Here is an 18,493-nt window from a genome sequence, read left to right as displayed (position 1 = left end):
TTGGCTGTCATACAAGAGAACAGTAGGCAGGCTCTTGTATGGCAGTCAAGAGATCGGGGTCAGCGCGCCGCCGCGACGGCCACCAGCGCCTCCATGAGGAGATCGATGAACGCCTCGGTCGACCGGTCCAGCTCCCGGGCGCTGACCAGCAGACCCTCGAACAGCACATGGGCCATGTCCGCCACGGGCGCGATGTCGGCCCCCTCGGGCAGCCGGCCCGCAACAGCGGCGAGAAGGCGGCCCTCCAGCCACTCCCGCATGCGCGAGTACACGTCGGCGAGTGCCGGCGACTCGTCCATGCGGTCGTACGCTTCCCGGTGCAGCCCGCGATAGGACTCCAGGTCGGCAAGGAACGTCACCAGCTGCCGCCGCGGATCACCCCCGATCACGGGGTCCGCCTCGACGCGCTCCCGCTCACGCCGGAAGAGGCGGTCCAGCGCGGCGGCGAACAGGTCGTCCTTGGTCGGGAAGTACCAGCGCACGGCATTGGCCGCGACGCCGGCCGCCTTGCCGACCTCGGCCAGGCTGGTCCCCTTGTATCCCTTGACGGCGAAGAGCTCCCAGGCACTGTCGACCAGGACGGCCTGGCGCTCGGCTTTCGGGATCTGTTGACGGTTCCGTGGCATAGCAGCCCAGCCTAAGGGCTGTCCCGTACTCCCTGGCGGGTCGGCGTGCGGCGCCGGATGCGGTGCATCGCGAGGCGGAGGGACGCCCGAATACTGGATGCATTCGGGCGATCCGACAACGCGGCGAGGCGCCGTAGCCGTCGTCGCACGCCCGCCAGGGAGTACGGGGCAGCCCTTGGGCGGCGCGACCCCGCCCCCATCCACCGCGTTCGAGAACAGCGGCTCGGCAACCGATGAACTCTTGACTCCGAAACAAGAAAGCTCTTGACTTTGAGACAAGAGAACGTGTCGCCAACATGTGGGAGTCCGTGATGCGCCTGTACAGCACAGCCCTGGGCATCGCCAGGGAGGAGAGCCCCGGCGAGCTCTCCGTACTCGACCTCCCCTTCGCCGACCTGGGCGAGCTCCTGCGTGGACCGGGTGTCGACGCCGCACGCGCGGCGCCGGTCGTCCGGCGGGTCGCCCTCGACGAGGTCCGGGTGCACGCCCCCGTCCCCCGGCCCGGGAAGATCCTGATCGTCGGCCTCAACTACCCCAGCCATGCGGAGGAGGCCCTGGAGATGTTCGCTGCGATGGGGCGGCCCGACATCGCCCTGCCCACGGAGCCGAATTTCCAGCTGGTCGCCGGATCCGCGGTCATCGCACCGGGCGACGACATCCGCCTGCCGGCCGGCGCGGCCGACCAGGTCGACTACGAGGGCGAGGTGGCCGTCGTGATCGGCCGGCCCGCGAGCGCCGTCTCCGCCACCGAGGCCGCGAGCCACCTCGCCGGCCTGACCATCGCCAACGACGTCTCCGCGCGTGACATTCAGCAGCGCGCGATGTCGGGCGATCCGACCGCGTCCATCGGCGTGGCCAAGAGCTTCGACACCTTCAAACCGCTCGGCCCCTGCCTGGTCACCCCGGACGAGTTCACCGCCCCGCTCGACCTGCGGCTGCGTACCCGGGTCAACGGCGAGGTACGCCAGGACGACCGCACCAGCAGCTTCGTCCACGGCGTGGCGGAGCTGGTCTCCTACCTCTCGCACTATCAGACCCTCGAACCCGGAGACGTGATCCTCACCGGAACACCGCGCGGTGCCGGCGTATTCTCCGGTCGCCATCTGCGCCCAGGCGACGTCGTCGAGGTCGAGGTCGAACACATCGGCACACTCCGCAACCGCGTGAGCCCCGCCCCCGCAGGCCTTGCCGTTCGGGCTCGGCCGGTCGGAGTCCGACACCCTCCGGCCTTGACGCCTAACACCGTTAGCCCTAACGTGACACCACGCGGCTAACACTGTTAGCCATGGTCGGTCAGTGGCAACGCGAGAGGGCCGCAGTGAACACCGCCCCAGTCAGCAACACCCCGTGCGGCAGTGTCCCGACCCGGCCCCTCCGGGGTACGGGAGAGGCACCAGCGCTCCCGTCCGGGGCATTGGCGGCTTCCGGGGAAGAGCACCGACCGCCGGCCGTCGCCGCGCTCGTGTTCCTCGCCGGACAGGGCCCGTTCCCACCGAACACTGCGAAGCGCACCGCGGGAATCCGGTGTCGCGGGCTCGCCCCGTCCCGGGTCCCGCCCGCTGTTCGGATGCCGGTTTCCGGGTCCGGACGGCCCACCGGAATCCCGGTCGCGCGGACGGCCCGCCGTGGCTGACCGCGTGCAGCAGATCATGACCGCCGCCCGGGAACTGCTCGACGCCGAAGGGCCGGACGCGTTGTCGATGCGGCGCATCGCCGAGCGTGTCGGCATCCGGGCGCCCTCCTTGTACAAGCACTTTCCCGACAAGGCCGCTGTCGAGGCCGGGCTCCAGACGCAGGGGATGATCCAGCTGGCGGAGGACCTGGAGGCCGCCGTGGCCGAGATCGGCGTCGAACCGCCCCTGTGCGTGCTCGCCCGCGCCTACCGGCGGCACGCTCTCGCCAGCCCGCACCTCTACCGCATCACCCACAATCGTCCCCTCGCCCGCACCTCGCTTCCCGAGGGACTCGAAGATCGCGCGGCGATGCCGCTGGCCCACGCGGTGCACGGCGACCTTGACGTCGCGCGCTCGTTCTGGGCATTCGCGCACGGAATGGTCGTGCTCGAACTCGACGGCCGCTTCCCGGCCGGCGCGGACCTGGAATCCGCTTGGCGCACCGGCTGCGAGGCGTTCGCCCAGGCAATCCGGACCAAGACCGGGGGAGACAACGCATGACCACCATCGCCAAGGAACCCGTCACCGGCACCTCCGCCCGCGCCGCCGGGTACACGCACGCCGTGGCATGGGTTCTCGGCCTCGCCGCCGCATGGGGAGCCACACCCGAAGTCGGTGACACACCTGCCGGAATCACGACCGCGTACGCCGACCGGCCGGTCCAGGCAATCACCCAGGCACTGCTCGTTCACGGTGTGGCGGCCGCCTGCCTGGTGGTCGTCGGATCCGGACTCCTCGACCGGGCCCGCCGTACCAGCAGTACTGCGGTTCGCTCGGCCGGATGGGCGGGGAGAGTCGCGGGGGTGCTCGCATTCGTGCAACTCGTCCTGGAACTGGTCGCAGTACGTGGAGCTGATCCGGCGTCACCGGGCAGGACCGGCGCACTGTTCGAGGCGGTCCAGCGTGCGGACGGTGTCAAGATGCTCGCGCTCGCCGTGCTCGCCGCGGCTGCCTGTGCGGCTTCCCGGCACGGCACACTGCTACGGCGTCGGGAGGTCGTCATCGGCTGGGTCCTCGCCGCCACGATCACCGTGTCCGGCATCGGTTACCTGTTTCTGTCCACCGCCTTGACCTCTGCGGCATTCATTTCCCTGCCCTTGTTGCTGATCTGGATCGCCGTACTCGGCGCAGCCCTCAGGCGCCGCGCCTGAGCCCGGAGTTCCGGGACCCGGACCGGCCGGGCACCGGCACCGCATCGACAACTCGCCCGGAAGCGGCCCGAGTCACGGGTGGGGCCCGCCGCGCAGTGCGCCGTCACCAGCCGGGCTCCTGATCGACTGAGACTTCTACGGAGTGACCATGGATCTCGCCTACCTTCCCAGTCCTTCGACCGGGGTCCTTCACCTCGGCCCCGTGCCATTGAGGGCGTACGCCTTCTGCATCATCCTGGGCGTGTTCGTGGCCGTCCGGCTCGGCAACCGACGCTGGGTCGAGAGGGGCGGGGATCACGGCGTCATCGCGGACGTCACCATCTGGGCAGTGCCCTTCGGCCTCGCCGGCGGACGGCTGTACCACGTGATCACCAGCCCCGACGCGTACTTCGGCGAACACGGCGAGCCGATCCGGGCGCTGTACGTGTGGGAGGGCGGGCTCGGCATCTGGGGCGCCATCGCCCTGGGCGGGGTCGGCGCGTGGATCGGCTGCCGTCGCCGCCGCATCCCCTTCCCCGCCTACGCGGACGCGGTCGCCCCTGGCATAGCCCTGGCCCAGGCGATCGGTCGCTGGGGCAACTGGTTCAACCAGGAACTCTACGGCCGCCCCACCACGCTCCCCTGGGGCCTGGAGATCGACCGCGCGCACCGTCCGTCCGGCATGCCCGACATCGCGACGTACCACCCCACCTTCCTCTACGAGTCCCTCTGGGACATCGGCGTCGCCGCACTGGTTCTCTGGGCGGCCCGCCGGTTCGCGCTCGGTCACGGCAGGACCCTCTGCCTGTACGTCGCCGCCTACACGGCCGGCCGGTTCTGGACCGAGTACCTGCGCATCGACGAGTCCCACACGTTCCTCGGCCTGCGCCTGAACAACTGGACCTCTGTCGTGGTCTTCCTGGGCGCCATCGCCTGCCTTGTCGTGTCGGCCCGCCGCCACCCGGGGATCGACGACGTGTCGCAACCGGAGAACGAGGGCGGCAACGAGAGGGCCGGCGAGCCGCGCCTGGACGTCGCCGTCAAGACAGGGGGCGGCGACGCACGATGACACGAGAGACAGCCGGCGGCGCGGAGTGGTTCTCTCCGGGTCATGGTGTGTCGCGACATGCGAGAGCATGCCGGATCGCCGCGAGGGTTTCCTCGTCAGTGGCATGGAGCTGCCTGGCGGCGGCAGCGTAACTGCTTGCGTGTTCCGCGAGCTTCGCTTTGATGTCGGTCGTGGCCGCAGGGGCGATGACCTGGGTTCCAGAACCTCGGCGGCTCTTCACCAGGCCCGCGGTCTCCAGTTCGCGGTAGGCCCGCACAACGGTGTTGTTGGCCAGCCCGAGGTCGGAGGCGAGCTGGCGTACGGACGGCAGCCTGTCCCCCTGAGTCAGCCGGCCGATGGAGATCAAATCGGCTAGTTGTGAACGGAGTTGCTCATACGGTGGGACGGGAGAAGCGTGGTTGACGCTGATGCTGATGCCATGTGTTGTCATGGTCGAGCCTTGATGTAGGCCTGGGGCAGCAACAGGACACCCAGACAGTGACACGCGGTCAGTGCGGAGATGAGGGCCGTGACGGCCAGTCCCCACAAGGCCACGTCCTTCATCCCGCCCGCGCAGGACAAGCTCAGCACCACAACGCCCATCGTCAAGGAGACGGCGAACAGAGGGGCGGTCACCAGCACTCCCCACGCGCCGACCGCCGCCCGGACGCTCGTACGGCGTTGATCGTCGCTCCCGTACCGCGCGGTGACACGACGCAGGAGCAAGGCGCAGGCAACGGTCCCGAGGGCGAGCCCACCGAGGACCGGCCAGGCGTAGTAGGGGCCCGGCCAGGGCGAGAGCAGCTGGGCGCCCTCCGGGCACGCGACGGACAGGGCACGTCCTGAACGACCGTCGGCGTCCGCCGAGCCTGTTGTGGCGGCGACGGTCAGCAGGGCCAGCAGGACAACCGCCTGCGCGGCCAATGCGGCGGTCAGGAATCGGGGCAGATGGTCCCGGATCCGGCGCGGTGTCACTTCGGCGACGCGTAGCGGGCCAGGGCTCGGGCGCGCGATCACATCCGCCGCGAACACGCCGCCCATGACGCAGAGACCGAACACGGGGAACCCGTACAGCAGATCCACATCGGGCTCGGGGCTGAAGGAGACCAGGGAGTTGACCGTCAGACCGGTCGCCGCACCGGCCCATCGCACGGGCGTATCGAGCCTCGCCCGCCACACTCGCTCCGTTCCTGCGGCAGCAGACATGCCGACCCCGTTCCCTCCCACGACGTGTATCACCTACATGACACACTGCCCAGCGGACCGAAGTGTGTCAAGTGAGTGACACACTTGGCCCGTCCGGCATCGGCCGGCCCCATCGTGCGCTACGCCGCCCGCCTCCGCACCGTCCTCGCGGTGACCGCGATCCCGGCCGGCACGGCGACCAGCAGGGTGCCGAGGACGGCGGTGGTGATGGCACCGGTGTTCAGGTGCAGGCTCACATCGGACGAGGTGGCCTGCGAGAGACCGGAGGCCAAGCCCGCCAGCGGCGGCAGCGTCACCACGACACCGAGCGCGGCGCCGATCGCGACGACCAGGGCGGACTCGCCGGCCGCCAGGAGGAGCAGCTGGCGAACCGTGCCGCCGGCGGACTTCATCACCGCGAAGTCGCGGCGCCGTCCGTGGGCGGCCATGGCCATGCTGTTGGCGACGGCGACGACGCTGTAGCCGACGGCGATCACGATCAGCATCGTGGCGAGGCTGTCGGTGAGTTCGGCGTCGGTGTCGTAGTCGGCGAGGGCGTACTCGGCGGCGTCGTGCAGGGCCGTACCGGGGACCGCGTCGGTGGCTTCGGCAGCACCGGGAACGAAGATGTCGTCGGTGAGCGCGGCCGGATCGTGGGCACGGACCAGTTCACGGGCGACCACGAAGTCACCGCGGGCCGGGTCGTCGGGCAGGACCGCCCCGACGCGCAGGGGGACGCGGATGCCGTCGGCGAACCGGACCGTCACGGGTCGGCCCTTGCGCAGGCCCAGGTCCTTGGCGGTGCGCTCGCCGAGCACGGCCTCGCCCGGCTTGTTCCACCGCGGGTCCCGGGTGCCCAGGACGTCCAGGACGGTGGCGCTGTCCGAGTGGTCCGGGCCCTTGAGCACGAAGGCGCGGGTCGGCAGGGCCGCCTTGCCCACCGGGTTGGCGGCGACCACCTCGTCGGTGTTGCCGGGGGTGCCGTCCGGCGTAACGATGGTCTGGCCCGCGACCTTGAGCGCCTCGCCCGCCGGGTAGGCCACCCGCATGGTCTCCACCATGCCGCTGAGCAGGACCGCGAAGCCGACGGCCGCGATCACCGGGGCCACCAGCGATGCGGCACGGCGGGGGTTCGCGACCAGCTCGGCCCGGATCAGGACCGGCCCGGCCGAGCCGCCGCGCTGGAACGGGGCGGTCAGAAACCGGCCGACCGGCCCGATGAAAACGGGCGTCAGCAGGGCCGCAGCGACGATCAGTGTCATGGTGGCGAAGATCGCCATGTTGATGCGGTTGTCGGCACTGGAGGTGGCGGTGCCGATGGCGAGGAGTACGCCCAGGCCGAGGACGGCGAGGCCGGCGGTCCAACGGCCGTGCCCCATACCCTTGTTGGCGGCGCGGCTGTCCAGCAGCGCCTCGATGGGGGCCACCCGGGCGGCCTTGCGGCCGGCGGCCCAGGCGCCGATCACACTGACCCCGACACCGATCGCGGAGGCCGTGAGCAGCGGCCAGGCGGTGACGGTGACCTCCATGCCCGGCGGGGTCACGTCCAGGCCGTCGAGGACGGAGCGCAGCAGCGGGGTGGCGGCCACGCCGACGACGGAGCCGGCGATCGAGCCGAGCAGGCCGACGACGGCGGCCTCGCCGAGGATCATGCGGCGGATCTGGGCGGGGGCGGCACCGATGGCGCGCAGCAGGCCGATCTCGCGGCGGCGCATCCCGGTCGCCAGGACCAGCATGGAGGCGACCACGAACACCGTGGTGAACAGGCCGAGGACGGCCATGGCACCGATCAGCTGGACACCCAGGAAGCGCTTGTGCCCGATGTACGCGGGCTGGAGCTCGGCCCTGCCGTCGCCGGAGACCACGCTGCCCCTGTCGCCGAGCACCTTCCGGGCGGCGGTGACGATCGCGCCGGTGTCGGCTCCCGCGTCGGCGATCAGGGCGATGGCACCGACACCGGGCTGTTGCCGCGCCGCGAAGGCCTCGCTGAAGTAGTAACCGGGGCCGTCCACCGTCCCGACGACGGTGAACCGCTTGCGGCCCTCGGCGATGTTGACGGTCAGTTCGCTGCCCACGGCCGCGCCCAGGCCGCGGTCCACCACGACCTCGTTCGCGCCGCTCGGGGCCCGGCCGGAGGCCGGCTCGTAGGGCGCCATCCGTGTGCTGCCCCAGCCGTGCCCCGCGACCGAGGCGCCCTCGTCGGTGACGGGCTCGCCGTCGCGGATCGCCTGGGCGTAGAAGGAGCGGTCCACCACGGCCTCGGTCACGCCCGGAACCCTGCCGAGGCCGCCCAGCAACGGCTCCGCCTCGGACTTGCTCCATGGCATCCGGTCCTCGGGGCTGCCGTCGGCGTCGACGGCCTGCTCGGGCAGGGCCAGGGCGGCGGTGCCGGCGTATCGGGGCTGGACGTCGGGGCGGGCGGAGTCGTAGATCACCAGAGTGGTGGTGATGAGGCCGACGCCGACGAGGACGGCGATGAAGGCCCCGAGGAATCCGGACCAGCGTTCACGTACGTTCGCGAGGATCAGCATCACGCCTCCAGCCGGGCCATGCGGGTGGCGATCACGGTGGCGCCGGAGCCGTCGGCGTGCCGGCCGAGCGGCATGCGGTCGGCGATCCGGCCGTCCTTGAGGAAGACGACGACGTCGGCCACGGCCGCCGCCACCGGGTCGTGGGTGACCATCAGGGTGGTCTGGCCCTCGCGGTCCACCAGCATCCGCATCATGCGCAACACCTCGCGGGAGGTGACAGTGTCCAGGGCGCCGGTGGGCTCGTCCGCGAAGAGGACGTCGGGGCGGGTGACGAGGGCCCTGGCGAGGGCGACGCGCTGCTGCTGTCCGCCGGAGAGCTCGCTGGGGCGGTGCCCGGCGCGATCGGCCAGACCGACCGCGGAGAGCGCGTTCGCGACCTGCTCGCGGCCGACCCTGCGGCCGGCGAACCGGGAGGGCAGTTCCACGTTCTGGGCCGCCGTCAGGGACTCCACCAGGTTGAAGGCCTGGAAGACGAATCCGACGTGGTCGCGGCGGAACTCGGTGCGCTCCCTCTCGTTCTGCCGGCCGATGTCCACGCCGCCGAGGACGATCCGCCCGTCGGTCGGATGCTCCAGCCCGGCCGCGCACTGCAGCAGTGTCGACTTACCGGAACCCGAGGGGCCCATGATCGCGGTGAAGGTGCCGCGGGGGAAGGCGATGGAGACGCCGTCCAGCGCGGTCACCCGGCGGCCGTCCGCGCCGTGGACCTTGCACACGTCGTGGAGTTCGACCGCGTCCTGCACGGGGGTCCGCCTCGTGGTCGTCGGGGTGTGCCTCGTTGTCGTCATGGGGCGATTCCACTGCTCAGGAGGGCTCGGAGCACTGGTCCGCGCTCTACCCCGGAGGTAGAGGCAGCTCCACCGCGGCACCCGAACGGGCCGTACTACGGTGGCTCCATGCGTCCCACAACCGCCTGGCAGGCCATGGCTCAGCGTCCCTTGAGCTTCCTGACCTCAAGCTGGCCCTGGCGGTCGCTGGCCTATCTGAGCGGGGGCGTCGTGGTCGGCGCCGCGGCCGTGCTGGTCCTCGCCGCGGGCCTGGCCGCCGGGCTCGCCCTGCTGATCGTGCTGATCGGTGTGGCGCCCCTGGTCGGCACGGTACTGGCCGCCACCGTGGTGGCCACGGTGGAGCGCCGCCGACTGCGGCTGGTGGACCTCGACCAGCTGCCCGACCCGCACAAGGCCCCGGACGGGCCCGGTCTGCGCGCATGGGTGACCACCCGGCTCAAGGAGCAGGTGACGTGGCGGGAGCTGATGTTCGCGCTGCTGTCGGCGGCGGCGCTGTGGTGGCTGGATCTGCTGGTCCTCGGCTTCTCCTTCGGCGTGCCCGCCCTGACCTTCGCCTCGCTGGACAGCACGACCTGGCCCTGGGCGGTGTTCGGAGGGATCGTGCTGCTCGCCTCGCCCTACACCGTGACCTCGTGGGCGGGCGCGCGTGCCGCCATGACACGTTCCTTCCTCGCCCCGCGCGACCGGGAGCTCGGGGAGGAACTGCGCGAGGTGCGTGCCTCGCAGTCGCGGCTGCTCGACTCCTTCGACGCCGAGCGGGTGCGTATCGAGCGCGATCTGCACGACGGGGCGCAGCAGCGGCTCGTCTCGTTGGGGATGACCCTGGGACTGCTGCGCCTGGAGACCCGGGAAGGTTCCCCGCAGACCGAGCTGCTCACCCGGGCGGAGAGTCAGCTCTCCACCGTCCACCAGGAGTTGCGGTCCCTGATCCGGGGCTTGAACCCGCCCGTGCTGGCCGATCACGGACTGGTCGCGGCGATCGAGGACTACGCGGGCCGGTTCCCGATCCCGGTGACGGTGGACCTGCGGCTGCCCGAGCGGCTGCCCAGGAAGCTGGAGACGACCATGTACTACCTGATCAACGAGGCCATGACGAACATCGCCAGACACAGCGGGGCCACAACCGCGCAGGTACGGGGCCGGTACCATTCCGATCTGTTGATCCTCGACATCACGGACGACGGTCACGGCGGGGTCGCCCCGGAGGCGGGCAGCGGCGTGACCGGGCTCGCGGACCGCGTCACGGCGCTCGACGGCCGGATGCGCGTGTCGAGCCCTGCCGGTGGTCCCACCCTGCTGCATGTGGAGGTTCCGTGTCGCTTCGCCTGATCGTGGCCGAGGACGCCGTTCTGTTGCGCGAGGGCCTGGTCGGGCTGTTGGAACGGTTCGGCCACGAGGTGGTGGCAGCTGTCGGGGACGCCGACGCCCTGGTCGAGGCGGTACGCGCCGACCGTCCCGACCTGATCGTCACCGACGTACGGATGCCGCCGTCGCTCAGTGACGACGGGCTGCGGTCCGCGGTGAGGCTGCGCGAGGAGTTCCCCGGCCTGCCCGTGCTCGTCCTCAGCCAGTACGTCGAACGCTCCTACGCCCTTCGCCTGCTCGACTCGGGCGGCGGGGCGGGCGTGGGCTACCTCCTCAAGGAGCGGGTGAGCCCGGTCACCGACTTCATGGCCGCGATCGAACGAGTCGCCGTCGGCGGAGCGGTGGTGGACCCGGAGGTGATCCACCAGCTGGTCCGGCTGCGCAAGGACCCACTGGAGCGGCTGAGCCCTCGGGAGCGCGAGGTGCTCGGGCTGATAGCGGAGGGCCGCACCAACGCCGGCCTCGCGGCCCACCTGTTCATCAGCGAGGCGGCCGTCAACAAGCACATCGGCAACATATTCGCCAAGCTGGACCTGCCCGTGGATACCGAGGGCCACCGGCGGGTGCTGGCAGTCCTTGCCTTTCTACGGGCCTGACACACGCCCCCGGTCCTTGCCTTTCTACGGGCCTGACACACGCCCCCGGTCCTTCCAAGCGTCGCGGCGGACGGGGTCGGTCTGCCTCCCTGGTCGTCACGGCGCACAGCGCGATACTCCCGGCACGGGTGACCCGCGCCGGCGGATGCCCTTCGCGCTGCGGACGCGTGCCTGTTCACGTCGCCGGGCGGTCAGCGCGTCGGGGTGCCGGGGACCCCGGCCACACGATCAACGGCGCGCACCGATCCCGAGGCCGTGGTTGCGTGCGACGGCGCCGTCGCGCTTGAGGGTGCGGATGAACGGGCCGCTCTTCACTCCCTCCACGGAAGATCATTTCACTGTCCGTCAGATCGCTTTTCAGCCGTTCGACACCGGCCTGGAACGCCGTTGACGGAGGTTTCGGCGCCGTGGATGATCCGTTGGAGCCGCGTCGGATCTCGTGACGCGCGCCCGGCCGGCCGCGAGACCCGACAGGAGTCCACATGCTCAATGAGTTCAGTTACGACGTGGGGCAGTGGGACCTCTCCCGTTTCCGGGAGCGTCCGCCGCAGGACACCTTCACGGTCTTCGACCTCGAATGGCATCTGCTCCCCGACGTGTGGCCGGGAAACGCGGTCGCCACGAAGCTCTTCACGTCCTGGCTGCCCTACGAGGAGGTCGACAGCTTCCTCGAAGTCGGCTGCGGCGCCGGCGTGACGGCCGTCATCGCGGCGATGCGGGGCTGTTCGCGGGTCTGTGCCCTCGACATCAATCCGGCGGCGGCCGAAACGGCCGAGCTGAACGCGACGCGGCACGGTGTGGGCGACAAGGTCACCACGCTGACCAGCGATCTGTTCTCCGGGCTCGACGAGGACACGACGTTCGACCTGATCTACTGGAATTCACCGTTCGTCGAGGCGCCGGTCGAGCACGACTACCGAAGCCAGATCGACTACGCGGCCTTCGATTCCGACTACAAGATGCACGGCGCGTTCTTCGCCGGCCTCCAACAGCACATGTCCGAGACCACGCGCGTCTTCCTGGGCTTCAGCGAGACCCTCGGAAATCCGCAGCGCCTCCACGAGCTGGCCGCGCGGTCGGGGTTCACCGCGTCCGTGTACCGCAGGGAGGAGATCGCCCTCCCTGCGGACTTCTCGGGCCCCCGCAGCGGCGACGGCAGCGGCCTGACGTCGTTGGTGTACGTGCTCTACGAGTTCCGGCGCACCGCTCCCGCAGCCTAAGGGCTGTCCCCGTCCGGCTCCCCCAGCCTGAGCTGCGGATCGGCGGTGCCCGCGGCGAGGATCGTACGGAACTGTTCGGCGATGTCCCGTGCTGTCGCCGCCTCGAAGAGGTCGGTGTTGTACTCAAGGCGCCCCGAGCAGCCCGCGCCCGAGCGTGTGACGGTCAGGGAGAGGTCGACCTTGGCCGTCGCGGTGTCGCCGAACTCCCCGCGCACCGCGCAGCCGGACAGTGTGAGGCCACCCCCAGCGCCCTCCTCGCGGGCGGCCTCCTGGTAGCCCAGCATGAGTTGGAAGACGGGGTTGAAGCCCGGGTCGCGTACGGGCTTCAACTCGTCCACGAGCAGGTCGAACGGCACGGCCTGGTGCGCCATCGCGCGGCGGCTCTCGTCACGGGCCCGGTGCACGAGCTCCTCGAAGGTGGGCTGCCCCGACACGTCGAGGCGGTGGACGAGCGTGTTCACGAACATGCCGATCATCCGGTGGTGGCTCTCGCGCTGCCGGGACGTCACCGGCGCCCCGATCACCACATCGGCTCCGCCGCCGCGCAGCCGCACGAGGGCCGCGTACACCGCGAGCAGCACGGCGAACGGCGTCGCCCGGCACGCCTTGGCGAGCGTCACCGTCCGGTCGGTCACCGCCGGATCGACGGCGAAGCGCACATGTCCGCCGAACACCCCCTGCACGGCGGGGCGTTCGCGGTCGGCCGGGAGGGTCGCGGGGGCGGGGAGTCCGGCAAGGTGGGTGCGCCAGTGCTCGACCAGCGGCCCGGTCCTCGCCTGCGTCAGCCGGCTCGTCTGCCACGCGGCGAAGTCGGCGTACTGCTCGTCGAGGGGCCGGAGCCCGGACGGCTCCCGCCGTCGCGCCGCCCGGTAGCAGACGGAGAGTTCGTGCTCCAGAATCTGCAGCGACCCGCCGTCGCAGGCGATGTGATGGAGAGTCAGGCACAGCAGATGCCGGTCGGGGGCGGCGCGCAGGAGCAACGGCCTGATGACCGGTCCTGCCGCCAGGTCGAACGGCCGCCTGCCCTCCTCCTCGGCGCGGCGGCTCGCCTCGGCATCCGGGTCCGGGTGCCCCGAGACGTCCACGACGGGGACGTTCACCGTCCCGGCCGGACGGACGACCTGGCGCACGGCGCCCGCCCGCAACCGGTAGACGGTCCGCAGCACCTCGTGTCTGCGGACCACCTCGCTCAGGGCGCGGTCGAGCGCCGCGACGTCCAGGTCGCCCTCGACACGGTAGATCAGGGGGACGGTGTAGACGGCCGATCCCGGGCGGAACCGGTCGAGTATCCACACCTTCCGCTGGGCGGGCGAGACCTCGCGGTCATCGCTCACGGGACACCTCGGCGGCCAGCCTGAGCACGGTCGGGTCGTAGAGGAACTCCCCGAGGTCCACATCCGCGTCGAACGTGTCGTTGACCCGGGAGACCAGCCGCATGGCGAGCAGCGAGTGCCCGCCGAGCGCGAAGAAGTCGTCGGTCAGGCCGACGGACGCGAGGCCCAGGATGTCGGCGGTGGTCGCCGCGAGGCGGCGTTCGAGGTCGGTGCGGGGTGCTTCGGCACCGGCGTCGGGGGCGGCCACCGGCAGCGCCTGGAGAGCGAGCCGGTCGACCTTTCCGGCGACGGTCAGGGGCAGTTGGGGCATGGCGAGGAACGCGGCCGGGATCATCCACTCGGGCAGCGTGCCGGCGAGGAACTCGCGCAGTCCGTCGGGTGCGCCGTCGGTCGCGGCGGGCACCACATGGGCCACCAGGCGCCGGTCGCCGGTGGACTCGTCCACGGTGACCGCCGCCTGCCGGATGCCGGGGTGGGTGGTGAGGACGGCTTCCACCTCGCCGGGCTCGACGCGGTAGCCGCGGATCTTGACCTGGTGGTCGGCGCGGCCGACGAAGTCGAGGGTGCCGTCGGCGCGGGCGGTGACCAGGTCGCCGGTGCGGTACATCACGGCTCGGTCCTCGTCGGCGAAGGGGTCGGGCAGGAAGCGTTCCCGGGTCTCGTCGGGACGTCCCACGTAGCCCCTGCCGACGCCGGGGCCGCCGATGAAGAGTTCGCCGGTGGTGCCGTCGGGCACCGGCTTGAGGTCCTGGTCGAGGACGTAGCAGGAGGTGTTCGCGACGGGTCCGCCGATGGGCACGGCGGTCGCGTCGGCGGGGACGGTGTCGACCTGGGCGCGCACCGCGAAGACGGTCGTCTCGGTGGGGCCGTAGCCGTTCACGAAGCGGTCGGGCCGGTCGGCGGGCGCGCCGGAGGTGAGCAGACGGGCTCGGGCGACGTTGAGCACGTCGCCGCCCACGACGAGGTTGCGCAGGCCGCCGAAGCTGTCGGGCCGGTCGGCCATGACCTCGGTGAACAGGGCCGAGGTGAGGATCAGGGTGGTGATGCGGTGCGTGTCGAGCGTCCGCTTCAGCTCGCCGGGCGCGAGGACCACCTCGCGGGGGACGACGACGAGGGTGGCGCCGTTGAGCAGGGCGCCCCAGACCTCGTAGGTGAAGGCGTCGAAGGACGGGTCGGCCACCTGCGCGATCCGCTCGTCGGGGCCGAGCGGGACGACGTCGCCGCCGCAGACGAGCCGCAGCACGGACCGGTGTTCGATCATCACGCCCTTGGGCCTGCCGGTGGACCCCGAGGTGAACAGGACGTACGCGAGGGAGCGCGGCCCCGCCACCGGCTCGACGCCGCCGTCCGTGTCCCGCGCGGCGGCCGCCCGGACGTCCTGCGCGCGCACGACGACGCTCGCGCCCGCGTCGGCCAGCATGTCGTCCTGGCGGCGGCGTGGGTATCCGGGGTTGACGGGGACGTAGGCACCCCCGGCCTTGAGGACGGCGAGGAGGGCGGTGATCATCTCGTGGCCGCTGTCGAGAAGGACGCCCACCCGGGTCTCGTCGCCGACGCCCCGCTCGCGCAGCAGGTGGGCGAGCCGGTCGGAGCGCCGGTCGAGTTCGGCGTACGTGAGGGTGTGCGCGCCGTCCACGACGGCGACCTCGTCGGGGCGGGCCCGCGTCTGTTCGGCGAAGCGCTCGGGGATGGTCGAGTCCGCGGGGTAGGGGGTCGCGGCGCCACGCAGCAGGCCCATGTCAGCTCCTCCAGTTACTGGTTCGGGTGGTCGCTCCGGTCCCGGTCGGCCGGGGTGGTGGGGGTTCAGGGCGTCCCGGCACGCGCGGCCCGGTCGGCGAGGGCCCGCAGCGCCTGCCGGTCGGTCTTGCCGTTGGCGTTGAGGGGCAGGGTCTCCAGGTGCAGGAAGCGCCGCGGCACGAGATGGACGGGGAGACTCGTGCGCAGGGCGCGGACCAGGTCGCGGGGCGGTACGGCCTCGCCGGTGTAGCAGGCGACCAGTTCGGCGATGTCGTCGCGGCGCACGGCGGTCACGACGACGTCGTGGATCTGGGGCAGTCGGCGCAGGGTCGCCTCGACGTCGCCGGGTTCCACGCGCAGACCGCGGATCTTCACCTGGTCGTCGAGGCGTCCCAGGTGGACGAGCCGGCCGTCCTCGACGCCGACCCGGTCGCCGGTGCGGAAGAAGTGTTCGGGCCCCGGGCGTCCGCCGTCCGCGGGGCCGTGGAAGCGTCCGGTGTCGTCGCGGGGGTCCACGTAGCCGTCGAAGCGCTGGGGTCCGCGTACGCACAGCTCACCGGTGCCCGCGTCGTGCAGCGGCTCCAGGTGGTCGAAGACCTGGCCGATGGGGACGGTGCCGTTGGAGGTACGGGGCCAGTGGGCGGGGTCGCGGGGCAGCCGGTAGGCGGCGCAGGCGACGGCGGCCTCGCTGGGTCCGTAGGCGTTGTCGATACGGGAGCCGGGGGCGACGGCGTGCCAGGCGCGCGCCTGGTCGAGGGTGAACTGCTCGCCGCCGAAGACGCTGTAGCGCAGGGCGGTGATCGCGCCGGGCGGGGTGGCCCCGGTGGTCGGCCCGGTGGGCAGCCGGCCGAGCTGGGCGCTGACGGAGATGGCGGAGGGCACGGAGAACCAGTGGGTCAGGGCGCGCCCCGCCGCGTAGTCGACGGGGCTGAACATCTCGCCGCGGCCGGGCACGACCAGCACGGCACCGCCCGCCCAGGTGACGAAGAGGTCGTAGACGGACGGGTCGAAGCTCAGGTCGAAGGTGTGCGACATACGGCATCCCGGTCCGACCTCGTACCGGGCGAGGCACTCGCGGACGAAGGGCAGGACGTGCCGGTGCCGCAGCGGCATGCCCTTGGGGCGTCCGGTGGTGCCGGAGGTGAACAGGACGTAGGCGGTGGCGTCGGGGTCGGGACGGTACGGCGGCAGCGTGCCGTCCGGCACGGCGGCGAGGACGTCGTCGTCGGTGAGCGAAAGGACCGGGAGGCCGTTCGCCCACGCGTGGTCGCCGCCGCGCACGGCGGCGGCGTCGGCCACGACGACGTCCACGGCGGCCTGTTCCCGGACGCGGGCGAGCCGGTCGTCGGGGTGCTCGGGGTTGAGGGGCACGACAGCCGCGCCGAGCCGGAGCGTGGCCAGATAGCCGGCGAAGGCGACCGTGCTGCGGGTGGCCAGCAGCCCGACGCGCGCGACGGCCGGCCGCACGGCCCTGATCCGCTGCGCGAGGGCGTCGGCGGCCTGTCCGAGCTCGCGGTAGGCGAGGGTGCGGCCGGGCAGCTCGACGGCCGGGGCGTCCGGCCGGCGCTCGGCGGTGTCGGCGAACACCTCGTAGAGGGTGCCGCTCACCGGCCACCCGCGAGGAGCTCCGCCTGGGCGCGCACGGTCGGGTGCTGGAAGAGGTCCGCGACGGGCAGCGGGTGCCCGGCGACGTCCGCGAGCTGCTCGGAGAGCATCACCAGGAGCAGCGAGTTGCCGCCGGCGTCGAAGAAGCCCACGTCGATCGGTACGTCGTCGGGGTCGAGCGCCAGGGTCTCGGCCCAGGCGTCGCGCACCGCGAACAGGGTGTCGTCCTCGGTCATCGTTCCTCCGGTGGCGCGGTCAGGGTGGCGAGGCGCTGGTGCGGGTCGGCGGCCACGGCGGCCAGGAGGTCCTCGTAGTGGCGGGCCGCCCGCGCGACGGTCTCGGCGTCGAACAGCTCCTGGTCGTACTCCCAGATGAGCTCGACGTCCCTCTCGGTGTTCTCGCCCTTGCCGATCGCCTGCTCGGCGCGGGGGATCGCGACGACGCTGAGGTCGAACTTGGCGCTGCCGTTGGTGACGCCGACAGTCACCGCGACGTCGAGTCCCGGCATCGTCACGGCGCCCAGCGGCGAGTCGTGGAAGGCGAACGCGACCTCGGACAGGGGCTGTCGGCCGGGGATGCGGGGCGGACGCAGCGCGGTGACCACCTGGTCGAAGGGGAGTTCCTGGTGCTGGACCGCGCCGAGCGTGGTCGCGCGAACGCGGGTGAGCAGTTCCTGGAAGGTGGGGGCGCCGCGGAGGTCGGCGCGGAGCGCGACCGTGTTCACCAGCATGCCGAGAAGGTTCTCGGTCTCGGGGCGGCCGCGGCCCGCGATGCCGGTCCCCAGACAGAAGTCGTCCTTGCCGGACCAGCCGTGCAGCAGCACCTGGAAGGCGGCGAGCATCACCGTGAACAGGGAGACGCGTTCGCGCCTGGCGAGGTCACGGACCTGGTCGGCGACGCGGGCCGGGACGGTGACGCGCAGGGTGTCGCCGGTGAACCGGCGGCGCGCGGTGCGCGGCCGGTCGGTGGGCAGGTCGAAGTAGGGCGGCACACCGTCGAGTTGGCTTGTCCAGTACGCCAGTTGCCGCTCGGCGTCCGCCGACCGGAGCCACGCGCGCTGCCAGACGGCGTAGTCGGCGAACTGGAGCGCGGGTTCGGGCAGTGGTGACGGCAGGCCCTGCGCGTAGGCCCCGTACAGGGAGCACAGTTCCTCGACGAAGCGGTTGAAGCCCCAGCCGTCGTGGATCAGATGGTGTTCGAGGTGGAGCAGGACGTGCCGGTCGGGCCCGGTGCGCAGGAGCCGCCAGTCGACCAGCGGGAGCCGGTCGAAGGGGAGGTCGACGCGGACGGCCTCGCGCACCGCCGCGCGGGCGGCCTCCTCGGGGTCGGGGGCGTCGCGCAGGTCCTCGACGGGCAGCTCGACGGGGAACGGCGGGTGGACGATCTGCCGCGGTCCCTCGCGGCCGGCGGCGAAGGTCGTGCGGTAGACCTCGTGGCGCCTGACCACCTCGGTGAGTGCTTTCGCGAGGGCGGCGGCGTCGAGCGTTCCGGTGAGTTCGAGGGTCGCCTGGAACTGATAGGCGCGCATGCCCCGGTTGAGGTGCAGCAGGAACCACAGCCGCTCCTGCGAGCACGACAGCGGAACGGGCTCCGGGTGGGGGCCGGTGCGGAATGCGGGCGCTGTTCTGCCGGTGCGCGTGGTCCGACCGCTCACG

The 18,493-nt window shown here is 71.8% G+C and carries 17 protein-coding genes; 7 read left to right on the top strand and 10 right to left on the bottom strand.

The window, feature by feature from the left end; all coding sequences use genetic code 11:
- Window positions 1-59: 59 nt before the first annotated feature.
- Entirely contained in the window at window positions 60-626 is a 567-nt protein-coding gene (locus ACFV8T_RS01490) for a TetR/AcrR family transcriptional regulator (protein WP_385323251.1), read from the bottom strand.
- Between the two features lie 311 nt (window positions 627-937).
- Here ACFV8T_RS01490 and ACFV8T_RS01485 point away from each other — a divergent pair, with 311 nt between their 5' ends.
- The 4 genes from ACFV8T_RS01485 (at window position 938) to lgt (ending at window position 4,498) form a co-directional block, all read left to right on the top strand.
- Complete coding sequence (locus tag ACFV8T_RS01485; RefSeq protein ID WP_385323249.1) at window positions 938-1,900, top strand: fumarylacetoacetate hydrolase family protein; 963 nt, start codon at window positions 938-940, stop codon at window positions 1,898-1,900.
- Window positions 1,901-2,275: 375 nt separating this feature from the next.
- The gene (locus tag ACFV8T_RS01480; RefSeq protein ID WP_385323629.1) at window positions 2,276-2,800 is read left to right on the top strand and encodes a TetR/AcrR family transcriptional regulator; all 525 of its coding nucleotides are present in this window, start codon (window positions 2,276-2,278) and stop codon (window positions 2,798-2,800) included.
- Window positions 2,797-3,450 carry a hypothetical protein gene (locus ACFV8T_RS01475; RefSeq protein ID WP_385323247.1) on the top strand — a complete coding sequence of 218 codons (654 nt, stop codon included), beginning with the start codon at window positions 2,797-2,799 and terminating at the stop codon, window positions 3,448-3,450. The genes ACFV8T_RS01480 and ACFV8T_RS01475 overlap by 4 nt, the downstream gene beginning before the upstream one ends.
- Before the next feature lie 148 nt (window positions 3,451-3,598).
- Window positions 3,599-4,498, top strand: coding sequence for a prolipoprotein diacylglyceryl transferase (gene lgt, locus ACFV8T_RS01470; protein ID WP_385323245.1), 900 nt, complete (start codon window positions 3,599-3,601; stop codon window positions 4,496-4,498).
- 40 nt (window positions 4,499-4,538) lie between these two features.
- On the opposite strand, the gene ACFV8T_RS01465 is transcribed toward lgt, so the two are convergent.
- The 4 genes from ACFV8T_RS01465 to ACFV8T_RS01450 form a co-directional block, all read right to left on the bottom strand.
- A complete protein-coding gene (locus ACFV8T_RS01465; RefSeq protein ID WP_385323243.1) occupies window positions 4,539-4,928 on the bottom strand; it encodes a GntR family transcriptional regulator in 390 nt (129 codons plus the stop codon).
- Window positions 4,925-5,683 carry a hypothetical protein gene (locus tag ACFV8T_RS01460; protein ID WP_385323242.1) on the bottom strand — a complete coding sequence of 253 codons (759 nt, stop codon included), beginning with the start codon at window positions 5,681-5,683 and terminating at the stop codon, window positions 4,925-4,927. Before ACFV8T_RS01460 ends, ACFV8T_RS01465 begins: the two co-directional genes overlap by 4 nt.
- A 119-nt stretch (window positions 5,684-5,802) precedes the next feature.
- Window positions 5,803-8,193, bottom strand: a complete 2,391-nt coding sequence (locus ACFV8T_RS01455) for an ABC transporter permease (RefSeq protein ID WP_385323240.1) — start codon at window positions 8,191-8,193, stop codon at window positions 5,803-5,805.
- Entirely contained in the window at window positions 8,193-8,981 is a 789-nt protein-coding gene (locus tag ACFV8T_RS01450) for an ABC transporter ATP-binding protein (RefSeq protein WP_385323239.1), read from the bottom strand. Before ACFV8T_RS01450 ends, ACFV8T_RS01455 begins: the two co-directional genes overlap by 1 nt.
- A gap of 108 nt (window positions 8,982-9,089) precedes the next feature.
- Between ACFV8T_RS01450 and ACFV8T_RS01445 the strand changes: the two genes are divergently transcribed.
- The 3 genes from ACFV8T_RS01445 to ACFV8T_RS01435 all read left to right on the top strand — a co-directional run bounded on the left by ACFV8T_RS01445 (window position 9,090) and on the right by ACFV8T_RS01435 (window position 12,162).
- Window positions 9,090-10,310: a sensor histidine kinase gene (locus ACFV8T_RS01445; protein WP_385323237.1), complete on the top strand. Its 1,221-nt coding sequence runs from the start codon at window positions 9,090-9,092 to the stop codon at window positions 10,308-10,310.
- Window positions 10,295-10,942, top strand: coding sequence for a response regulator (locus ACFV8T_RS01440; RefSeq protein ID WP_385323236.1), 648 nt, complete (start codon window positions 10,295-10,297; stop codon window positions 10,940-10,942). Before ACFV8T_RS01445 ends, ACFV8T_RS01440 begins: the two co-directional genes overlap by 16 nt.
- A 482-nt stretch (window positions 10,943-11,424) precedes the next feature.
- On the top strand, window positions 11,425-12,162 hold the full coding sequence (locus ACFV8T_RS01435) for a methyltransferase (RefSeq protein WP_385323234.1): 738 nt from the start codon (window positions 11,425-11,427) through the stop codon (window positions 12,160-12,162).
- On the opposite strand, the gene ACFV8T_RS01430 is transcribed toward ACFV8T_RS01435, so the two are convergent.
- From ACFV8T_RS01430 to ACFV8T_RS01410, 5 genes are all read right to left on the bottom strand, one after another.
- Window positions 12,159-13,496: a condensation domain-containing protein gene (locus tag ACFV8T_RS01430; RefSeq protein WP_385323233.1), complete on the bottom strand. Its 1,338-nt coding sequence runs from the start codon at window positions 13,494-13,496 to the stop codon at window positions 12,159-12,161. The two genes, ACFV8T_RS01435 and ACFV8T_RS01430, sit on opposite strands and share 4 nt — an antisense overlap.
- Window positions 13,486-15,234: an amino acid adenylation domain-containing protein gene (locus ACFV8T_RS01425; protein ID WP_385323232.1), complete on the bottom strand. Its 1,749-nt coding sequence runs from the start codon at window positions 15,232-15,234 to the stop codon at window positions 13,486-13,488. The genes ACFV8T_RS01430 and ACFV8T_RS01425 overlap by 11 nt, the downstream gene beginning before the upstream one ends.
- A gap of 65 nt (window positions 15,235-15,299) precedes the next feature.
- Window positions 15,300-16,841 carry an AMP-binding protein gene (locus ACFV8T_RS01420; RefSeq protein ID WP_385323230.1) on the bottom strand — a complete coding sequence of 514 codons (1,542 nt, stop codon included), beginning with the start codon at window positions 16,839-16,841 and terminating at the stop codon, window positions 15,300-15,302.
- A complete protein-coding gene (locus tag ACFV8T_RS01415; RefSeq protein WP_331748334.1) occupies window positions 16,838-17,074 on the bottom strand; it encodes an acyl carrier protein in 237 nt (78 codons plus the stop codon). The genes ACFV8T_RS01420 and ACFV8T_RS01415 overlap by 4 nt, the downstream gene beginning before the upstream one ends.
- Window positions 17,071-18,492: a condensation domain-containing protein gene (locus ACFV8T_RS01410; RefSeq protein WP_385323228.1), complete on the bottom strand. Its 1,422-nt coding sequence runs from the start codon at window positions 18,490-18,492 to the stop codon at window positions 17,071-17,073. The genes ACFV8T_RS01415 and ACFV8T_RS01410 overlap by 4 nt, the downstream gene beginning before the upstream one ends.
- Window position 18,493: the final 1 nt, after the last annotated feature.

The organism is Streptomyces sp. NPDC059832, from assembly GCF_042731715.1.
GTDB lineage: Bacteria > Actinomycetota > Actinomycetes > Streptomycetales > Streptomycetaceae > Streptomyces.
The sequence above is the reverse complement of the archived record's forward strand: the minus strand, read 5'-3'. Positions and strand labels throughout refer to the sequence as shown.